The sequence below is a fragment of the Brevibacterium sp. HMSC22B09 genome (genome assembly GCF_001806795.1).
GTDB classification, from domain to species: domain Bacteria; phylum Actinomycetota; class Actinomycetes; order Actinomycetales; family Brevibacteriaceae; genus Brevibacterium; species Brevibacterium ravenspurgense.
Genome location: NZ_KV786004.1, coordinates 1 through 19,470, shown reverse-complemented (window position 1 = coordinate 19,470; position 19,470 = coordinate 1). Strand labels below are relative to the sequence as shown.

Annotated in this window: 15 protein-coding genes and 1 pseudogene; 11 read left to right on the top strand and 5 right to left on the bottom strand. The window is 58.8% G+C overall.

Annotated features, from left to right (window positions below):
- The first annotated feature begins 29 nt into the window (after positions 1-29).
- The gene (locus HMPREF3087_RS02350; RefSeq protein WP_070427920.1) at positions 30-569 is read left to right on the top strand and encodes a GNAT family N-acetyltransferase; all 540 of its coding nucleotides are present in this window, start codon (positions 30-32) and stop codon (positions 567-569) included.
- 79 nt (positions 570-648) lie between these two features.
- Here the strand turns inward: HMPREF3087_RS02350 and HMPREF3087_RS02345 are convergent, their stop codons facing one another.
- Positions 649-4,443 carry a phosphodiester glycosidase family protein gene (locus HMPREF3087_RS02345; RefSeq protein ID WP_070427919.1) on the bottom strand — a complete coding sequence of 1,265 codons (3,795 nt, stop codon included), beginning with the start codon at positions 4,441-4,443 and terminating at the stop codon, positions 649-651.
- A 299-nt stretch (positions 4,444-4,742) separates the two neighbouring features.
- Between HMPREF3087_RS02345 and HMPREF3087_RS02340 the strand changes: the two genes are divergently transcribed.
- From HMPREF3087_RS02340 to HMPREF3087_RS02330, 3 genes are all read left to right on the top strand, one after another.
- Positions 4,743-5,222, top strand: coding sequence for a hypothetical protein (locus HMPREF3087_RS02340; RefSeq protein WP_070427918.1), 480 nt, complete (start codon positions 4,743-4,745; stop codon positions 5,220-5,222).
- Between the two features lie 188 nt (positions 5,223-5,410).
- Positions 5,411-6,415: an isopenicillin N synthase family dioxygenase gene (locus HMPREF3087_RS02335; protein WP_070427917.1), complete on the top strand. Its 1,005-nt coding sequence runs from the start codon at positions 5,411-5,413 to the stop codon at positions 6,413-6,415.
- Positions 6,416-6,554: 139 nt separating this feature from the next.
- Positions 6,555-7,826 (top strand): ATP-binding protein, encoded by a 1,272-nt coding sequence (locus HMPREF3087_RS02330; RefSeq protein WP_061943109.1) that lies wholly within the window; start codon positions 6,555-6,557, stop codon positions 7,824-7,826.
- Positions 7,827-7,848: 22 nt separating this feature from the next.
- On the opposite strand, the gene HMPREF3087_RS02325 is transcribed toward HMPREF3087_RS02330, so the two are convergent.
- Positions 7,849-8,376, bottom strand: coding sequence for a GNAT family N-acetyltransferase (locus HMPREF3087_RS02325; RefSeq protein WP_070427916.1), 528 nt, complete (start codon positions 8,374-8,376; stop codon positions 7,849-7,851).
- A 117-nt stretch (positions 8,377-8,493) separates the two neighbouring features.
- Between HMPREF3087_RS02325 and HMPREF3087_RS10470 the strand changes: the two genes are divergently transcribed.
- Positions 8,494-8,772: a hypothetical protein gene (locus HMPREF3087_RS10470; RefSeq protein WP_070427915.1), complete on the top strand. Its 279-nt coding sequence runs from the start codon at positions 8,494-8,496 to the stop codon at positions 8,770-8,772.
- On the opposite strand, the pseudogene HMPREF3087_RS10695 reads toward HMPREF3087_RS10470, so the two are convergent.
- Positions 8,769-9,410, bottom strand: a pseudogene (locus HMPREF3087_RS10695) (LysE family translocator). The gene HMPREF3087_RS10470 and the pseudogene HMPREF3087_RS10695 sit on opposite strands and share 4 nt — an antisense overlap.
- Before the next feature lie 263 nt (positions 9,411-9,673).
- On the opposite strand from HMPREF3087_RS10695, the gene HMPREF3087_RS02305 reads away from it, so the two are divergent.
- Positions 9,674-11,299: an ABC-F family ATP-binding cassette domain-containing protein gene (locus HMPREF3087_RS02305; RefSeq protein ID WP_070427912.1), complete on the top strand. Its 1,626-nt coding sequence runs from the start codon at positions 9,674-9,676 to the stop codon at positions 11,297-11,299.
- Positions 11,300-11,538: 239 nt separating this feature from the next.
- Here the strand turns inward: HMPREF3087_RS02305 and HMPREF3087_RS02300 are convergent, their stop codons facing one another.
- The gene (locus tag HMPREF3087_RS02300) at positions 11,539-12,135 is read right to left on the bottom strand and encodes a TetR family transcriptional regulator (RefSeq protein ID WP_256173018.1); all 597 of its coding nucleotides are present in this window, start codon (positions 12,133-12,135) and stop codon (positions 11,539-11,541) included.
- Positions 12,136-12,194: 59 nt separating this feature from the next.
- Between HMPREF3087_RS02300 and HMPREF3087_RS02295 the strand changes: the two genes are divergently transcribed.
- The 3 genes from HMPREF3087_RS02295 to erm all read left to right on the top strand — a co-directional run bounded on the left by HMPREF3087_RS02295 (position 12,195) and on the right by erm (position 16,903).
- Positions 12,195-13,274 carry a GNAT family N-acetyltransferase gene (locus tag HMPREF3087_RS02295; RefSeq protein ID WP_070427911.1) on the top strand — a complete coding sequence of 360 codons (1,080 nt, stop codon included), beginning with the start codon at positions 12,195-12,197 and terminating at the stop codon, positions 13,272-13,274.
- A gap of 922 nt (positions 13,275-14,196) precedes the next feature.
- Entirely contained in the window at positions 14,197-14,814 is a 618-nt protein-coding gene (locus HMPREF3087_RS10465) for a hypothetical protein (protein WP_141738849.1), read from the top strand.
- 1,234 nt (positions 14,815-16,048) lie between these two features.
- Positions 16,049-16,903, top strand: a complete 855-nt coding sequence (gene erm, locus HMPREF3087_RS02285; RefSeq protein ID WP_016456425.1) for a 23S ribosomal RNA methyltransferase Erm — start codon at positions 16,049-16,051, stop codon at positions 16,901-16,903.
- Positions 16,904-16,973: 70 nt separating this feature from the next.
- On the opposite strand, the gene HMPREF3087_RS10785 is transcribed toward erm, so the two are convergent.
- Positions 16,974-17,327: a type IIL restriction-modification enzyme MmeI gene (locus HMPREF3087_RS10785; protein ID WP_016423158.1), complete on the bottom strand. Its 354-nt coding sequence runs from the start codon at positions 17,325-17,327 to the stop codon at positions 16,974-16,976.
- A gap of 491 nt (positions 17,328-17,818) precedes the next feature.
- Between HMPREF3087_RS10785 and HMPREF3087_RS02275 the strand changes: the two genes are divergently transcribed.
- The gene (locus HMPREF3087_RS02275) at positions 17,819-18,277 is read left to right on the top strand and encodes a DUF6414 family protein (RefSeq protein WP_141738848.1); all 459 of its coding nucleotides are present in this window, start codon (positions 17,819-17,821) and stop codon (positions 18,275-18,277) included.
- A gap of 380 nt (positions 18,278-18,657) precedes the next feature.
- The coding region (locus HMPREF3087_RS02270; protein ID WP_070427908.1) for an IS110 family transposase at positions 18,658-19,470 on the top strand (813 nt) is incomplete at its 3' end.

Here is a 19,470-nt window from a genome sequence, read left to right as displayed (position 1 = left end):
TCTGCAGGCGCGCCCCGCACTCTAGACCGATGGCGCACAGCGAAAACCCTTTCCTCAATTCCAGTGAACTGGCTGACGGCACTGTGACTCTCCGCCCGTACCGGCTGGATGACGCAGACGACCTTGTGGCCACCTGCGCCGACCCCGCCGTGCTCGAATGGACGCAGGTCCCCCAGCACTACACCCGTGACATGGCGCTCGACTGGTGCGCGAACCCACCGGAACCTTCGTGGGTCATCACCTCCCCGACAGCAGAACACCCTGGCCGATACTCGGGCCAGATTGATGTGCGGGTCCATACTGCCCATTACGTGTCGTTGGGCTACATGTCTGCCCCGTGGGCACGCGGACAGGGACTCATGACAGCTGCTGTGCGGATCGTGACAGATTTCGCCTTTGCGCGCGGCGCACAGCGGGTTGAAATCTGCGTCCACCCCGACAATGCAGCGTCACGCAAGGTTGCTGAGAAAGCGGGGTTCACATTCGAGGGCATCCGCCGCAACGGCGAAGTGCTGCGCGGTGATATTCGCGACCTCGCGGTGTATTCCGCTGTCCCAGGCAACGACTGAACGCAACCGCACAATGCAGCAGGGCAGCCACCGTCAGAGGTGACTGCCCTGCCATTATGGGCGCCTATCGGCACACACGTCAGTGCTTAGCTTTGCGCCTGGTTCCCATCAGCAGCACACTGCCCGTGCCGATGCCCACCAGGGCAAGCGCCACCAGCGCGGCCGCTTCGGTTCCCGTACGCGGAAGCGCACCAGACTGCGAACCTGAACCAGCTGACGCACCCTCTGCCGAGGTGCCGCTGCCGGAACCGCTGTCTTCTGCGGTGTCGCTGCCGGTCGAGTCTTCCGAGGTGCCGCCGCCAGCCTGGCCGTCGCCGGCTTCTCCACCTTCCGAACCGTCTGAGTCAGAGCCGCCCGGCTCTGATTCACCCGGTTCTTCACCTTCACCAGGTTCTTCACCGTCACCTTCGTCAGGGTTCTCCGGCGTTTCCGGCTCCGGCTGTTCGTTATCAGCTGCAGGAACTGTCACCTTCTGGGTCGCAGTACGGCCATTGACGGTCACGCTCAGCTTTGCCGTTCCAGGGCGAAGCGCTGTGATCTCGCCGGTGGACGGATTGAATCGAATGACAGCGTCCTGAGCTGCCGCTCGCTCGAACTGCTGGCTGCCATCGACGACTTGCACGCCGTCGCCGCCCCACTGAGCGGTAACAGGCCACGCCACCGGAACGGTACGGCCGTCCTGCGTAAACGATGCGGTAGCCGAGCTGCTCTCACCAAGCGGAACAACACCGGCGGCCTCGAGCGACACCTCGTCAACCCAGGGCCGGGTTTCAGCGGCCAGCCAGTTCACGCGGTCCTGAGGTGACGGGTTCTTTCCGACCTTGCCCTTCGCCGGGTCGATGCCGAGCATCGTCCAGCCGGTGAAGCCGCCCGTTTCCGGTGTTCCCGCCGGGTTCTTACCCGAGTTTCCGTTGATCAGATAGGTGACACCCTCAACGGCCGAACCGTGGAAAGCACCGACGTGACCGTTGATGACCGCGGCCGACTTACCTGAAGAGCGTTTGAAATCAGCCATGAGCTTCTCAAAAGCACGAGCTTCACGCTGATCCGACAGCTGACTGCTCTTGGTGGGCAGCGGGTCGTTCGGCGGGTGGTGGAAGAACACCGTGACACCCGTCAGCTTGTCATCAGCCTCGACTTCGTCCAGCTGCTTTTCAAGCTTCTCAATCTGGTCGATTCCACCGCTGCGCAGCGAACCGCCCGCGGTGTTGAGCGTGATCACCCGGGTGCCATTGACGTCGCGTGTGGTCGTGGCCGGGCCGATCTCCGTTTCGAACACACCGATGTCTTTGCTGCCCATGATTTCGTGGTTGCCGGGCACGTAGATGTACGGAATGTTCTTATCCCACTCTTCGTCGAGGATCTTCTTCGCCAAGTCGAAGTCCTCCTTCGACCCTTCGTCCACGAAGTCACCGTCGATGATGAGCAGGTCAGGCTTAGCTTCGCGGATTTCACGCAAAGTGCGGCGGGCACCTTCAACTGCTGCGGAATCCGGCTGCTTGGCGATGAACTGTGCATCGCTCATCACGGCGATCCGCTGAGGGCGGTCTGCCGTGGTCCCGTGGGCAAGCAGTGCCGGGTCGTGGATTGCGGAGTCCTTTTCGCCTTCCGCAGTCGGCACTGTTGTCACCTGGAGGTTGGAGACCGCGATGTCACCCTTGTACTGGGCTTCCGGCCGGGTTTCCATGATGCGGATGCGATCAACTGTCAGAGGCTGCGCCAGGCCGTTCGGGACGGCGAACCTGACCTTCTGCCAGCCTTCTTCTTCGAGGTGGTCCCCGTCGAGGTTGGCAACTGTGCCATTGGCGTCGGTCACCTGCAGACGGGGCCACGCGCCTGTGCCATCACTTTTCACGTCGAGGCTGAAGCCGATGGCTGTGCCGTCGACGGGTTCGGTTTCCTTCGAGCCCAGGTAGAAGCCGCGGGTGGCTGCCGAGGTGGTGAAGTCGTACTTCATGCCGATGGCAGGCTTCCCGTCCTGGCCTTCTGCTTTGGCGATCTCGCCGGACGCGCGTGCATTCGCGGTTTCGAAGTTCTCGGGGTCCGAGAAGTCCCACACGGCAGTGTCCTTGGTTCCGTAGGCGACTGTCACAGTGGTGCTGAGGTCGCCGACGGTGAAGGTGATCTTGCCCGTGGGTGTTTCGCCTGTCGCCTTAACGGTCCAGGTGCCCAGTCCGTCGTCTTCGACTTCTACTCCCCCGGTGGTGCTGACCTTGACGTCGGAGGTTTCGATGCGCGCCCGCTGGCCGTCAGCGTCAAGACCGGTGAGGGTGATCTTCGCGCTGGCGTCTGCATCGGGCAGGCTGAGTGACTTCTCCGAGGCGCGCAGGGCGATGGCTTTGCCGAGCACCCGCAGCTTCGTTTCGTCGCTATTGTCGCCCGCGCTGTAGGTGACCGTGCCGGTTCCGCGTTCTTCACCGGTAATGCGGGCTGTGTTCTTATCAGTCGACGCGACCTTCAGCGGCGCGTCTGCGCTGAACTTTCCTGCGGCCTCAGCCGGGGACAGATTGGAGGCCAGTCCTGTGCCCTTCACGGTGCGGGTGAGCCCTGGGAACACAGCGTCCTCGCCTTTCAGGCCGAGGCTCAGCTGAACGTCCGAGGTGTCGTCGGACTTTGCGGAGGAGTAGAAGACGAGGGCGTTGGGCACCTCGCGCACCCGTCCGTCCGAGGGGGTGTTCCAGATCTTCGGACCGTCATCACCCGCAACGCGGGCGGACATGGCGGACGATCCACCGCCGTCGAGGTTGAGCGCGTTGTGCGCACCCATGTCACGCAGCAGCTCACCGATTTCGGTGAGGTTCATACCGCGTGACTTGTTTGAGCGGCCGTCGAGGACCATGACGTACAGTTCGGTTCCGTCCTTGCTGATGCCGACGGCGGTGCGCGGGTGGGTGCCCGTTGCCAGGCTGTCGGTCATCTTCGGCACTGTGCCGTTGGTGAGAATCTGGTGTGAACCGGCGATGCCGAGGTCGACGTCTTCAGACGGTCCCACTTCGATTTCAACCTTGTCGCCCTCTTCCAGCTGGGCGATGGTCTCTGCTCCTGCTTCACGGCCGATGAGCACCTGGGTGCCATCGGCCACGCGGCGCTTGCCGAAGCTGTCGACAATGTCGGTGGTTTCCGTGACGGTGCCGTCTTCGATAACGGCCGCGGCGATCTTCTTAGCCTTCTTGTCCGGCGCTCCCACCGGGCGGTCGAGGGTGTAGTCACCCCACGCCGAGGTGTAGATGCCGATTCCGTCCGCTGCCAGCTGCGGGGTGTTCATGCCGGCGAGTTCGTGCTTTTTGCCTTCGGGCAGTGTTGCGGTGCCCGTTGCGGAAAGCTGCTGGACTGCTGCACGGCTCTGGGCGATCGTCAGGGACGGCTGAGGCTTCGAATTTCCTGCGCGTAGGCCGTCGCTGCTGACCGATGTGTAGATCGGGGCGTCAGAGTGGTTGATGTCGAAGAACGTGCCGTTGACTGCTGCAACAGCTTCTTTTCCACGCGGACCCTGGTGCATCACATCGTCCAGCGGTGCGCGTCCCGTTACCGTCCCGGTGTCGCGCAGGTCAGTTGAAAGTGTCGACTCGCTGAGATCAGCGGTGAGAACGCTGCCTTCGTTCCAGCCGGGCTGTTCGAGGCGGGAGAAAGTGGTCAGGTCCAGGCCGGGAGCAACCGGCTGGGTTTCCGAGGTCCGCAGTACGCCGCCCTTGGACAGCTGTTCGTCGGTGACCTCTGCGGCAGCAGGTGCGGCCTGCCATGTTTCGAGTGCGGTCAGCCCCGGTGTGAGAAGCGCAAAGACCGCAAGCAGCGCAAAAATGCGAGCGCGGATCGTTTGGTGCTTCAGAGAGCCGAGATGGGCAGTGTCTGTGTGCTCAGCAGCTGGAGAGCGCATCAAAGCCTTCCTGGGAAAACAATGTGTGGGTGCTCTGAAACCGTAAAAGGGCGAAGCGTCACTCAGATCACTCGCAGATGAATATCGCGTAACCACTCGCAGACCGCCTGACCTGCGACGATGATGTTGGGAGAATCCAGGCGAGCACCCGGCAAACCGGGCTCGGAAAGGGTGCCGGCGGCACCTCGTGAGTGACATCCTGGTGAACTCCCCATGAAGGACGGCGGGAAGTGCGAGCAACGGGCGGTTCAAAGGCGTGACCGGTGTAAAACTGGCTGTCTACCGACAGAGAGGTCACGATGTTCTCCTTTTTCAAGAAGAAGCACAGCGAGCCGGCGGCGGCTCCGCTTGACGATTCCCCTGACGCGACCCCGGCACCCGCAGTGGATTTTGATTTCACAGCGCAGGCGCCCGATGGGTGGGAGCTGCTCATCGATGGAGAGAACCCCGCTGCGATCGGGTCTTTCGAGCAGGTCCGTTCAGCACTAGCGGGACTGGAGGAATGGGGATTCGCCGTCGTGCAGAAGTCCGGTGACCCAGCGCTGAGCGCGCAAGCGCTGTACAAGGGTGAGCGCTGCTATCAGGCCGAAGTGCTCACTGGCAATGAGCCGCTCATCTACGGGCTTCCCACCAAGAAGGGCCGCAACAGTGAGGAGGCCGGGCTCGATGATGCCGCCGCGGTTCTGTGCACCTTCATCCGCGATGACGGAGCGCTCCCCCAGATTCCACACCTCGTGACTTCTCACCCCGAGCCGGGGGTTTCCTTCGGCGGGTTCTGAGCGCAGGCTCCGAGGTTGAAGGCTGGAGCCGGTCTGGCATTTCAGTCATCGTCTGTCACAGAACGTCAAAGAAACCACCCCAAGATGACGGAATCTTTCCGGCCGTGACGGTGGAGCCCCGTGGGCGCCTCGTGCGTGCCTAGCGTCAGCATTGTTCAGCAAGTCCAGCGAAGAATGCCGAGGCACCCATGACCACGAAACAGCTGCCCATCCTTGACCTCAGCCTGGCCGACGACCCAGCAACCGCCGAGCAGTTCCGCGAAGAGCTGCGCCGGGTGACACACGAGATCGGATTCTTCTACCTGACCGGCCACGGAATTCCCGCTGAGGATTTCGCACAGATTCTCGAAGTCTCGCAGAAGTTCTTCGACCTGCCGGAAGAAGTGAAGCTGGCAATTGAGAACACTCACTCCAAGCACTTCCGCGGCTACACCCGCACCGGCGGCGAGCACACTCAAGGTGTTGTCGACTGGCGCGAACAGATCGACATCGGCGCTGACCGACCCGCGATTGCCGAACCGGAACACGATTACGACAACCTGCGCGGACCCAACCAGTACCCGGATTCCCTGCCAGAGCTTAAGACCATCACCGACAGCTGGTTTAAGCAGCTCACAGAAGTCGGAGACAAACTGCTGAGCGAATGGGCGCTGAGCTTGGGGCAGCCGGCTGACCACTTCGCACCCGCATTTGCGAATGAACCCGAATCGTTCATCAAAATCATCCGCTACCCGGCAGCCGAGGATGACTCGGTCACGCAGGGCGTGGGCGAACACCGCGACTCCGGAACACTCACGCTGCTGTACCCACAGCCGGGAACTTCGGGACTGCAGGTGCTGACAGCCGACGGGTGGATCGATGCTGACCCGATTGAGAACACCTTCATCGTCAACATCGGCAAACTGCTGGAAGTCGCAACCGACGGCTACCTCAAAGCCACTCTCCACCGTGTGCTGCCGACTAAGCCCGGTGAAGACAGGATCTCGGTGCCGTTCTTCTACAACCCAGCACTGAGCGCGCAGCTGCCGGCAGTGACTCTTCCGCCGGGGCTTGCCTCGAAGGCGCGCGGGGTTTCGGTCGACGAACTCGATGTCCTGCACACCGTCTACGGCGACAATGCCTTCGCTTCCCGCCTGCGCAGCCACCCGAATGTGACTGAGAAGCACTACCCGCACCTCGTCGGAGCGCAGTGAGGGGCACGGTGAAGTGTCTGTTCAGGCGGAAGATCGATAAGTTGGCGGCTAACAGGCCGATAATCTGCCTGGTAACGAGGCGATAAGTTGGCGGTTATCTCCTCGATAAATCGGCGGTTAGCCTGCTATTGTTCAGACTATGGCCATCGACTACCCGACTGACAGCCCCTCGTATCTCCCGCGCTACATCGACCTTGAATTGGACGAGCTGACGGGGGCATCTGCCATCGCCATCGACGGACCAAAAGCAGTGGGCAAGTCCGAGACGGCCACAAGGCGAGCGAATCGAACATACTTCCTCGACCGTGACAGCGAACGGGAGCTCCTTCGGGCTGACATGGACGCCCTATTGGTTGCCGAAGACACACTGTGCATCGATGAATGGCAGCACTTGCCTCAAGTTTGGGATGCGGTGAGGAGGAATGTAGACAAGCAGGTAACCACGCGCTACCTGCTGACCGGAAGCGCCACACCCAAGCAGGGCGTCGATACACACTCAGGCGCCGGACGTGTGATCAGCCTACGGATGCGACCACTCGCCCTGTCTGAGCGCGCTGACACCTCACCAACGGTCAAAATCGCTGAGCTCTTCACAGGCACAGCCACAATCTCCGGCCACACAGACTATTCGCTGACAGACTATGCTGAAGCACTGTCCGCTACCGGACTGCCGGGCGTCTGCCGACAGCCAGCCCGGCTTCGTCGCCAGCTCATCGACGCCTATGTTCAGCGCGTTATCGACCGCGACGTTCCAGAGCAGGGACTCCTGGTGCGCAAACCAGAATCGCTGCGTGCATGGTGGGCGGCATACGCAGCGGCATCCTCAACCACCACTTCGTACACCAAAATTCTGAATGCCGCCTCTCCGGGTGACGCTGCCAAAATCTCCAAAGATTCGGCTCTGGGTTACCGCGACATCCTCAGCAAACTGTGGCTGTTGGATCCGGTACCGGCATGGTTCCCCAACCCCTCCCCATTCAAAAAGCTCACTGCTGCCCCGAAGCATCAGATATTTGATCCCGGCATTGCGGCTGCTCTGCTCGGTCTTACGCCCAACATCCTTACCTCCGGCGAGCCCGGCTCGTGGGAGCTGTTTGGCCAGCTCTTCGAATCGCTGGTCACTCTCACTGTTCGCGCGGCTGGACAGGCTTCCGAGGCGAAGGTCTCACATCTGCGCACACAAGGCGGAGCACAGGAGATCGACCTGATTCTTGAACGGTACGACGGCAGGGTCGTTGCCTTCGAAGTGAAGTTGAAGCCAACACCCACGGACAGGGACGTTCGCCACCTGCATTGGTTGGGCGATCACATCGGTCCGCGCTTGGCGGACAAGGTCGTGGTCACAACGGGCACAGATGCTTACCGAAGACCGGACGGTGTGGCCGTTGTCCCACTCGCACTGCTGTGTTGAAGGCACAGGTTCACAGCCGTCATTATTCAATCCGCATAGGGATGCTGTCGTATTTAGGGCGCGGGTCAGCTGTCAGCCTCCCGTAGGTGTCAACGTCGATCCGCTGGCCGTCAATGAGGAACTTCGCCCGCTCGGTGCCCTCTTTGATGAAGCCGGCGGATCGCGCCACGTGTCCTGATGCCGGGTTGTTCACCCGGTGACCGAGTTCAAGCCGTTCCAAGCCTTCATGGTCGAGTGCCCAATCTGCCACTGTGGCGGCTGCCCTGCTTGTCCAGCCTCGGCCGCGGGCTCGTGCGGTCATCCAGTACCAGAACCAGCCAGAACGGTTTTCGTCGTCAACGGTCACGCAGACCAAACCGACAAGAGAATCTCTGTCGCAAACTGCCCATGGGCGGTGAGGCGAGGAAGCCTCACACAGTTTGCCGACATAGCGTTCGGCTTCCGCGAGGGTCGTCACATCGCCTTGCCGGGCCATATCCGGGGCGGACAAGAATGCGTCCAAAACAGCGGTCACATCGGAAGTGCGCAGTCGGCGGAGAGTCGGTGTCAACGCGAGTTTCCTTTCGCGGCTTGGTTCCGGGTGCTGATTGCTTCGTGCGTTTTGCGCCGCATCAAAGCCATAACTGGAATCTATCGCGTTTTGGACACCTGTGATACAACGTGATCCATGAAGCTCCGCAGACGCCGCACAACCTACCTCGAGGTCGAGGGTCATCGCTTTCGCGTGGTCGCTACCCCGCGGACACAGCACGTGGATTGGCTGACCTGCCCGAGCGAGGAGTTCCCCAGCGGGTACTCATCGGGAGCATACGTCGCGGCGAACAGCAGATTCACCTATTGGATTGAAACGCTGAAGCTGATGTTGTTCGGACCGCTGCCAACTGATGCGCAGTTGCGCGAAGAGATCGCGGACTGGCTTTCGTTCACGCTGTCCGAAGACGATTAACCGCGATTCCCCGCAAGAGCCGTGCGAACGCCGAGGAGAATCAGAATTGCTCCGCCCGCAGTGTCAATCCGCCGTTTCCAATCGGCCATGTTGAACTTGTCGGAAATCGTGCTGAGTCCTGTAGACCAAAGCCCAAGCCAGGCGGCCATCACACAGACGTGCACAGCAGCGAGAATGAGCATTGAGAACACTCCCACCAGCTGCGCCGGAACAAATTGCGGCGCCAGCGTTAAGTACACGGTTGCGGCCTTCACATTGAGCACGTTCGCCAAATATGCCTGCCCCACCTAGCGGGCGACGGACTTAGAGGAACTGCGCGATCGCTCAATCGATGCCGAATCGCTCCTGCGGCGTCCACGCCACAAAAGCAACACACCAAGGCCGACCAGATAGATCGCTCCAACTAGCCGCAGCACCTGGTACACCTCTGCTGAGCGCATTACGACCGCCGCTAGCCCAAGGCCCGCAAGAAGCCCGTGAGTGAAGATACCCAGTCCAGTCCCCACGATGACGGCCCATGCACCCCGCCTATCGCCAACCAGGCCACGTGAGCTCACCAGAGTGAAGCTGGCGCCGGGAGTGACGACAAGTGGAGTCACTGCGATACCGAAGCCAATGAGCGCAGCAAACGAAAGCATCAAGTCATTGTGCCATCGCCGCGTAGAACAAGTCGCCAGGTCCGCAGGCTGAACAGCGCCACGAGTCGGCAACCTGCTTCTTTGAAATCTTGGTGTGCCCTTGGTACGTTGAATCTGCTATCCGGCGGCTTCGCCCCGCTGTCAACACCAGCGCAACTCAGCTATGCGCCTTCTGCTCAGGAGTACGTTCAACGAATGGTTCTGTGATCTTCACTCAGCAACGCTGAGACGCCGTCCGCGTTTTCCGCTCACTGGAGATCACTATGCCTTCTATCGTCCTTGATAACGTTTCCTTTTCCTACTCAAGCAAACCCCTGCTCTCGCAGATCAATCTGACTGTCGGCCCAGGCGAACGTGCCTGCCTCGTAGGTCCGAACGGTTCAGGAAAATCCACCCTGCTCGCTATTGTTCAAGAGAATCTTCTTCCCGATTCAGGACGCGTCGGGGTTCCCGCATCCACGCCATCCGCCTCGATTCAGTCCTGTTTTGAGGACCTCGAGCAGACTGTTTCCGCAAGCATGAAAACCGCACTTTCACCTCTGCGGAACCTCATATCCGAATTCGAGTCCGTCACCGAGCAGCTTGAAGCCGACAGCTCCGGCTCAGCTACCGCCCGCTACGACCGTTTGCTGAGCGAACTCGAACGCCGTGATGCGTGGTCGATCGATGCTCGTCTGAATAAAGCACTCAGCGGGCTCGGGCTCAGCATCGCAGCCGAAAACGCAGAGTCCCTGCGCCTTAGACAACTCTCCCCTGGTCAACGCACACGGCTGCAGCTAGCCGCGCTGCTTGTGCTCCGGCCGCCGGCTCTTGTCCTGGATGAACCGACCAACCACTTAGACGACGGTGCCGTCGAGTTCCTCACCGAAGTGCTTCTGGACTGGAGCGGACCGGTGCTCCTCGCCAGCCACGACCGGGCTTTCATCGAGGCTGTTGCCACAGTGCTCTACGACTTAGACACTGTGGTGTGGAACGAGCTATCGCATGCGGACGGCACCACTGAACCAGGCGGTCTGCACAAAAACTCCGGGAACTACACGGAGTATCTCCAAGCGAAAGACAAAGCCCACCGCGCACACCGTGCACTTCACGCTGCTCAACAGGAAGAGAAACGCAGTATTGAGGAACACCGCCAGGGCAGTCAAAAGATCGCCCGCGGCGGTGTGCGTCTTGCAACTGCTCAAGGAAAAGAGAAGAAGTTCTTCGCCGACCGGGCTGCCGCAACAGCGGTCCGCCGCACCCGAAACGACGATCGCCGTTTAGAACACCTAGCAGAACACGAAGTGCGCAAACCTCGGCTGTACGAACTTTCGTTTCCCGCGCGCGCAGGTAATGAACCGGCAGGATCGGCAATCGCAGCCCGCGATGCAGCTATAACCGGCAGGCTTTCGCCAACGACTTTCGATCTGTCCTACGGAGAACATCTGCTGCTCACCGGCCCTAACGGATCAGGCAAAAGCACACTGATCAGCTGGATCGCTGATGGCAAGCCGCCCGCGGACACACCGGCATCAGGATCGATCACCAGAGACGACGACATTGCGCTGGTGCCCCAGAGGCTGCCAAAATGCGGCGACCCCGGCTTCACTGACGACATCTGGCACAGCGGAGTGGGTCCCACCGGACGAAGAATCCTCCACCCGTCCACGTGGACAACACCCATTTCCCACCTGTCCGACGGCAATCAGCGCCGGGCTCAACTCGCAGTCGCCCTGGCAGACCAGCCTGTGGTCCTCCTCATTGATGAACCGACAAACTACCTTGACCTCAGCACTCTCGAAGCCCTCGAAAAGGCTCTGGCAAGCTGGACGGGCACGCTTGTCATCACTACCCACGACCGCTGGCTGATCAACCACTGGCAGGGCAGGCGACTCCACCTGGAAGCATAAGCCACCCGGCCCAACTGCCGTCGACAACGAATAATCACGAGGTGCCGCCGGGCTTTCATAAACGACCTGGCTCATGCATGTTGTACCGGTCGACTCATTCATTGCTCCTGCAGGGAAGGAAAAATCCCCCAAGTGCGCTTCCATGGAGAGGCGTGGGGGATGTAGTGCTCTCAGGCTAACAGGCGCTGAGCACGGAGCTCCGGCGCGAACGCTTCCCGACCCCAAGGCTAAAGGCCACCCTAAGAAAGAAGCGCCTTAATGCCCTCAGCCAAGATCTCTTGCGGACTGATGTGATGCGCCGTGTGGAGACGCGCATAAGTGGGAGCTTGCCCAGGGTCGATGACGACACGCTTTTCATCAGGCGCCATCGGAGCAGTCAGGGCTGAGCCGATCACCAGGTTGGACAATCGGTAGGCAGTCCCGAGCGGGTCCGGGATTCCCGCCTGCTCGAGCAGAACGCACATCCGTTCGGAGAGAGTCAGATATGCGGGACCTCTTGGCGCGCGCATGCCGATGACCTGCCCGGCCCAGCGGTGGGTCGTGAGGTGCACGAAAAAAGCCTGCATGAGGTCAGGCAGGTCAGCGCTGTGGATCGCCTCAGACATCAAGGGATCATCTGCCAGCGCTGCGTCGAGGGCGAGGTCAAACAGATCGTCGACCGAATCGACACGTGAGTACAGGCTCGCTGGCGCGACACCCACCTTCTGCGCCACAGACCTTAACGTGAGGGCTCTCAACCCTCCTTCGTCCAGCAGTTTGGCCGACACCCTCGCAACCTCCATTATGTCCACGGCACGAAGGCGCTGAACAGGTTTGCGATGCTCCCAGTAACTCACTCGACCAGCCTAACCAAACAATATTCTATTAGCTATCCGTACTATGTTAGGTTTAGTCCATGCTTGATGTCACCACCCTTCCGATTGTCTTGGGGAACACTTGTTTACGCACCTTGTCCGAACTGGACGCAGACGCATTTGCGACAGGCACCAAGGATGAAGCTGTGCGGCGCTTCGGCCACCTTCCGGAGCCCGACTACACTCCCGAGTCCGTGCGACGCATGATCGGCGAAGAGGTAGCAGCGGGGCTAGCGTCAGGCAAGTTGGCAGTCCTTGCGCTCGCGGATACCGAGACGAACCGGTTTGTGGGCTCCATGGTGCTCTTCGATGCCAACTCGGAGACAGCCGAGGTCGGGTTCTGGATTCATCCCGACGCACGCGGAAAAGAGCATGCCCGTCGAGGATTGGAGCTGGCGTCGCGTTTCGCACGCAACAGTGGACTCCAGACTCTGACGGCGCGCACACTTCCGGAGAACAAGGCCTCCCAGCAATGCTTGGCCAATGCAGGGTTCCGTGAGGCGGAGCGAGGTGTCGGAATCACGCCCGTCAGCCAGCACGAGGAGTTGTTCCATTACCGACGCATTCTCACACCTACCGCTCAGTGGCCGTTGGTGACGGAACGACTCCGGCTCCGTCTGCATGATGCTGACGATGCCGTTTGGCTTTACAAGCTGTACTCTCAACCCGGCGTTGCCCGCTACCTGTTGGACGAGCCATGGACCAAGGAAGTCACGCGCGACAAGCTCGCCGAGCGACTAGAGAAGACCGACATCGATGGCGAGACTGGTGCGCTGGCTCTTGTCATCGAGCATGGCGGCGTCCCGATTGGGGATGTGGCTCTCTGGCTCACCGATCACGAACACCGTCAATGCGAGATCGGGTGGGTTCTCGACCCAACACACGGTGGGCAAGGTTTTGCCAGCGAAGCAGTCCGGGCAGTACTCAGCCTCGGGTTTGATCTCTACAAACTCCACCGCATCGCCGCGCAGATGGATGCCCGCAACAGTGCCTCCGCGGCACTGGCTCGCCGCGTCGGGCTACGGCTCGAAGCACATCACGTCCAGGACTGGTTCAGCAAAGGCGAATGGACGGACACCCTCATCTACGCGAAACTCTCTTCCGAGAACGCGCGCCAATGATCGGGAGTCTGACTTCCATGCTCCCTGTATGCGTCGGTAGAAGCGAGCGTGTGCAGACGTGCTAAGTGGGTGGCTGTTGTCCGCTGGTACAGCGCGAGACGAGGCTTTCCATTGACCAGCGTGTAGGTGCAGCTCATAATAGCCTCAAATGGATTCTCGTCACCGCGGGCGGCTTTGGCTTTGTAGACAATGACAGCTGCACTGTTTCCAGCCGCGATCATTCACGCATCTGCGATCTCGCACCCGTCCCGACCAAGCCCGTCGTTGAGTGAAGCCACGACAGCCTCACGGTCCATGACGAAGCCGTTGAACAAGACCATGCGGCCATCATCGGTAATCAACTCGCCGTAGCAGGCAGCCTCTGTGCGGTTGCACAGGGGTTCCCACCCTTCTCGCTCAAGGTGCAACAGCGTATCCAACGTCGCTATGCCCATGGTAATGACCTGCCCAAACACCGCCTGCCCAACGGCAGTTCAGGGCGCTCACGCACCCCGGACGTCTGAGCCTCCGGCGTCTCCCGAGGGTAATTCATCAACTCGGAACAGGCGCACAAGGTCGCACGCCTCGACACGACAGGCGCCGTCCACGTGCTTTAGGGCTCCCCCATACCCTCAACCATCAGTGAGCTTTGCTGGGACCACGACGCTTCGAGGTGCGCGTGGGCTTCAACCAAGTCCGCTGGCGTAAAAACTGTAGACCAGTGGGACACGTTCCTTACGTGTGGGATCTTGGCCGTCCATTTGTGCAGCTCGGTGCTCGACGCGCTTCAGTATGAACCAGAGATCCGAAAGTCATAATTTTCGAGCGAATCGTTGTTTAAGATTCGTGAATCCTGCCAGGGGGCAGTGATTGTCATTAAACTGTGACCATTGACATCGCGCGTCCTCATGACCTGTAAATGTCGCGGCCGGAAACTTGAAGCATGGATGCTTCGATACTCGCCTGGATAACTGCAATAGGCTCAGTCGTTACGGCGCTGGGAACAGCTGCACTATCGTTTGTGGCTCATAAAACGTTAACGAACGCTGGAAGGCAGCTGGAGCATCTCAAGGAGGACTCGGCGCGTCGAACTCGACCATACGTCTTTCTGGAGATCGTTCCTGGACTTCAAGGACACGGAGCGTGGGATCTCCGAATCAAGAATATGGGTGCCTCTGTAGCGCACGACGTTCACGTATCCGTTGGTGAGCTTCAGCCCTTGAGCGCTGACGATAGGGTTGTTGGTCCGCTCAAGAAATTTCTGGATCGATCAGTCATACTGCCGCCCTCTGCTGGCATGAGAGTCGTATGGCGCAGAGATGATCGCTCCAGAACGTTGCTGGAAGGTGCGCCTTCTTCTGCTGAAGCCGTTGTTACCTATAAAGGGCCGGACGGCAAAAAATACTCGGAAGCTTACACCCTCAATACCGAAGGATGGGGTGAAGCGATGCCTTCGCCGCAAGAAGGTAGTAGGCGAAACTCCGGATCTGACAAAGAGATCGCAAACATTGCTTACGCACTTCGAACCCTGAACGTGCATATGGGAGAGCTAAGGAGATAGTTTTCTAAGGCTCGGAAGGACGGTTTCTGTGAACTACAAGTCGAACGAAAGCTCGGTAACGCCTACAATCGCGATATATCAGAACTCGGAGCACGTTGCCGGATTACTCCAACAGCTGTTCGCCGCACCGGTTGTTACTGATCTAATCACTGAAAGTGGACGAGAAGACAATAGTACTTCTGCAACAAGGGGAGACGGAGGTACTGCGGCGAAAGGCGGCTTGAAGGCGCCTGGCGTCGGGCATGTAGAACTAAAAGTTGGTGGGAATGTCGCCGCTAGCGATCTTGCAGGGTCGGTCGTAAATAACAAAAGTGTTCAGAATTTCAAGTACTCGCAAGCCTACTATCTATCGCAAGTGCGTAATGAGCTGATCTCTAGGAAACTGCTGAAATCAGTAGAAGACGCCAGTGACGCTCGACAGTTGAAAAGTGGCGACTTCGCGGTATTTCGACCCAAACCTTTTAAGAGAGAGACACAGACACGCATTGCAGGCACATGTCTACGACACAGAGCGTCCTCGTTGAGGGCACGCTGCAGGGGTTGCAGCTATGTGACACGGGACACAATCGCAATCAAGGTGTCTCTTCTTATTTAGATTTTCTTCAAAAAGTGGAAAAATTACGAAACGAAAACCATTTACGCTGCTCAACGTATGTTTTTGTGTTTCGTAGTTTTGTTCTTTTCGTTTACGAGATTACGAAATGACCCGCAAATACCTACGTGACCTGCGGTGATGTGTTTCGTATTTTTCTGCGTAATTTCACGTCGCCCGAAGCAGACACCCTGCCGTGTGCTTGCTGCAGGGCTGCGGCCGTCCCTCCATGTGGAGCGTCAGTGTCGATGCTGTAACTTAAACGTACATACATTTGTGGCGCTCTCGTTACGTGTCTGTGCATTGCCGAGCTCTTTACTGTTGTGTGTGGGCGCGCAGCCGTAGTGTCCGTGCCACTCCGAGTAGGGCGCGTCGTACCCCAAACCCATGTTCAATTAAATTCCAATCCAGAGAGGTCTTGCACTGTTGCGGTGCGGTTGTCTTCTTTCTCACCGTATTGGACCCTGCGAAATTAATTGGATACGATAGGCCCATGTTGATTTCAGGTTCCGTTTTCATGCGGCCGCTCACCAGCCGCTAAGGCGGTTTTCTCCCTCCCGCAGGTTAGAAACCGCTCCGGTCCTTTAGCCGGGCGGCCATTTGCCATGCCCGGCTCCGTTTCAACTCCACGGAGCACACCTGATGTCTACATACGGATACGGCCGTCACGAACATGGCCAAAATTTTCTCACAGACCACAAGATCATCAACTCCATCGTCGATCTTGTAAAACAAACCTCCGGCCCCATCATTGAGATCGGGCCAGGAAGCGGTGCCCTCACTCACCCGATATCCCACTTGGGGAGGGCAATAACGGCAGTTGAGGTAGACGCAAAACTAGCTGCCAAACTCACAAAAAAGACCGCCTCGGCGTCGGTCGAAGTGGTCCATGATGATTTCCTCAACTTCCCGTTACCCGCCACTCCCTGCGTCATTGTGGGAAACATTCCCTTTCACCTCACCACTGCCATTCTTCGAAAGTTGTTGCATGCGCCGGCATGGACTGCCGCTGTACTCCTCATGCAGTGGGAAGTCGCTCGCCGCCGGGCCGGGGTAGGTGCAAGCACGATGATGACAGCTCAGTGGTCCCCATGGTTCACGTTTCACCTTGGTTCCCGAGTACCAAGGTCTGCTTTCCGGCCACAGCCAAACGTTGACGGGGGGATCTTAGTGATCCGCCGGGTGGGTGACCCGAAGATCCCGATAGAGCAACGCAAAGCCTTTCAGGCGATGGTGCACACCGTTTTCACCGCCCGGGGACGCGGGATAGGGGAAATTCTCCGAAGGGCAGGGTTGTTTTCATCACGTTCAGAGACACAATCATGGTTGCGCTCGCGAGGAATCGACCCCGCAACCCTACCTCCCAGATTGCACACCAGCGACTGGATCGATCTCTTCCAGGTGACTGGTTCCTCTTCACCGCGCCATCGGCCCATTTCACAATCGGGAAGTAGTCAACGCCCTCCTCAACGGAAAAATCGAGGCCGGCGGCGGTAATCCCCCCACCACCAAAACCGAAATCCACCAGTAGTAGTGAACGACCCATGTTCGTCTACCGTGAGCCGCGTTATGGCAGTGACGTGTTCTCGTCGGGCACAGTCATAGTTCCCGGCGTTGCCAGCGACAGGGTTCTACACCCAGCAGCGGGACCGATCAAAATCACCCGCACGGGGAACGACCCTGCTGGTGGTTTCGATTTTGATGAAAGCGAGGAGACATAGCCCCTCGCCAACTCCCCGTAGCTGGCGAACAGTAGCTCCTGGCGCTGGCGCTCGTTGGTGAGTTTGCGTGCCACATCGAAAGCCTTATCGACTTCCCGGTCCAAGTTGTTGTGAGCCTTGAGCAGAATTGGGTCCATCGATAACGGGTTGTAGTGCTCCGCGAGTGACCGCTGGGGGTGCCGCTCGCGTGCCCGCAGCACCAACTGTCCAGCGTCGATGATTCGCTGCTGCGCCTTCTCATCTAGTTCACACAGAGCTGGTCCGCAGTTGTAGCTCCCGATGTACTCCGAAAAACGGAAAAAATAAATAGTGGGGATACATCAACCTTCCACTTTCCATTCTTCCGGCTCAGAGTATTGAGGGGTCTGGGACCGGGTCCGTAAACCCTTTATGTTTTTCGCGCACAGCGGTTTTTAGCGACGCACCCTATAGGTTTTCCGCAGAACCTATATGTGTTTCTGTGCACCCCCATATGTTGTCTGTTTCTAGCGGTATTTCGTTGTACTTTGCGCATCGAATAGTTATTTATCGACGACACTCCGTCGAATTCAAGTCTTCCTTCCAACCAAACCAGTTGCACGCGCTCTTGGACATCGTTACACCGAGCCTTGTCGCAGCTATCGTAGAGCATCAGGTTAGAGCGGACGCGATCAAGTTATATGATGCATACTCCAGCTTCGAGGAGCGGAAAATGTTTGCCGAGAAGAGTGCAGCCAAAGCTGAGATTCGTGCAAGTTTGGCGCGAACGATAGCTGAAGCTGTGCGTGTAGATTTCCGCGCCGAGAAGACGAGGGAGTTTTACGGCGATATTTCAGACGTTACAGCTATTACTATCTGCGACAGCGCCTATTTTGCTGTAGATGACGAGGATAGGATTCTAGATGGCGAATTTTCGGTTCTGGGCAAAGTAACGTCCTCAGTTCAGGAGAACGTGCCTGTTCTGCATCGAAATAAGCTTCTCCAAAGGGTCTCTCCGGATGTAGTCGACGAAGTTTTTTCTTTCCTTCGGGACAATGTGTCTACTCAAGTAGACAGATTTCAGGCCGGGGACGGAAGTCCCATGAAGCTCAGGAACGCGATAGACCTTGCTCTCCCCTCTCGTATCAGCGGCCCATCTTTCAAGGTCGTTCCAATAGCAATCTATGTATGAGGTCCGTACGAACTTTAGCTACACGGGTTTTTCATGCGCCCCTGCGAGATCGTTGCAGTTCAGAGCTAGATTGTCATAAAGGACCTGGCTCGTTCACGGTGTACCGGTCGACTCATTCATTTCTCCTGCGGGATAAAAATCCCCCCCCGTTACATTCATTCATAGGTCCTCACCAGAGGATCTGGTCGCTGGTCCTGGTATGGCTTTCTTGCCCTGTCACTGATGATCCGGGGGGTGTTGCCGCCAGGAGTCCAGGACGCGCGTTGACTGCTGATAGGGACGTGGCCTGACTCTTGTCGAGGTCTCTTCGTAACGTGGGTGCCAGCATCGGGTGTCGTGACATCAGCGACCCGGGTAACGCAGGACGAGGGGGACCTGTCATGACAACCGAATACGCAATCACACTGGGCCTCGATGTCGGGAAGTCCGCCCATCATGGATGCGCGCTCACACCCGACGGGCAACGTGTGTATGACCACGAGCTGCCCCAGGACGAAACCACCTTGCGGAAGGTCTTGACCGACCTGCAACAGCACGGTCGGGTGCTTGTCGTGGTCGACCAGCCGAACACGATCGGGGCACTGCCAATCGCTGTCGCCCGTGATCTCGGCACAGACGTCGCTTATCTCCCGGGGTTAGCGATGCGCAAGGCCGCGGATCTGTATCCGGGACGGTCGAAGACCGACGCCAGGGACGCGTTCATCATCGCTGATACCGCCCGGATAATGCCACACACGCTACGAGCCGTGGACCGCAATTCCGAGGTTTTGTCGGCACTGAAGGTGCTCTCCGGGTTCGACGAAGACCTCGCTCGTGAATCAACGCGCGCGATCAACCGACTACGGTCCCTATTAGTCCAGATCTACCCATCACTGGAACGTGTCTTCCCCGGTGCCGTTCTCACTCGGGCAATCGTATTGGATCTGCTGATCCGCTACCACGGTCCCGCCGGACTCAAAGCTGCCGGCAAAGCCGGAGTGAAACGGTGGGCACGTCACCACAGCCGCAAAGACCCGGGCCCGCTCATCGACCAGATATTCACCGCACTGTCCGAGCAAACCGTCACAGTGCCCGGTGCCGATGCTGTTGAGCTCGTTATCCCCAGAGTCGCAGCTCAGATCAAAGAGCTCAAACATCAACGGGACATCGTCGCCGAAGAAGTAGAGAAGCTGGTCGACGACTTCCCTCTTTCC

Bases quoted from the DNA above. Each gene is read 5' to 3' on its own strand.
- HMPREF3087_RS02350 (WP_070427920.1), top strand. From the start codon at position 30: ATGGCGCACAGCGAAAACCCTTTCCTCAATTCCAGTGAACTGGCTGAC.
- HMPREF3087_RS02345 (WP_070427919.1), bottom strand. From the start codon at position 4,443: ATGCGCTCTCCAGCTGCTGAGCACACAGACACTGCCCATCTCGGCTCT.
- HMPREF3087_RS02340 (WP_070427918.1), top strand. From the start codon at position 4,743: ATGTTCTCCTTTTTCAAGAAGAAGCACAGCGAGCCGGCGGCGGCTCCG.
- HMPREF3087_RS02335 (WP_070427917.1), top strand. From the start codon at position 5,411: ATGACCACGAAACAGCTGCCCATCCTTGACCTCAGCCTGGCCGACGAC.
- HMPREF3087_RS02330 (WP_061943109.1), top strand. From the start codon at position 6,555: ATGGCCATCGACTACCCGACTGACAGCCCCTCGTATCTCCCGCGCTAC.
- HMPREF3087_RS10470 (WP_070427915.1), top strand. From the start codon at position 8,494: ATGAAGCTCCGCAGACGCCGCACAACCTACCTCGAGGTCGAGGGTCAT.
- HMPREF3087_RS02305 (WP_070427912.1), top strand. From the start codon at position 9,674: ATGCCTTCTATCGTCCTTGATAACGTTTCCTTTTCCTACTCAAGCAAA.
- HMPREF3087_RS02295 (WP_070427911.1), top strand. From the start codon at position 12,195: ATGCTTGATGTCACCACCCTTCCGATTGTCTTGGGGAACACTTGTTTA.
- HMPREF3087_RS10465 (WP_141738849.1), top strand. From the start codon at position 14,197: ATGGATGCTTCGATACTCGCCTGGATAACTGCAATAGGCTCAGTCGTT.
- erm (WP_016456425.1), top strand. From the start codon at position 16,049: ATGTCTACATACGGATACGGCCGTCACGAACATGGCCAAAATTTTCTC.
- HMPREF3087_RS02275 (WP_141738848.1), top strand. From the start codon at position 17,819: ATGTTTGCCGAGAAGAGTGCAGCCAAAGCTGAGATTCGTGCAAGTTTG.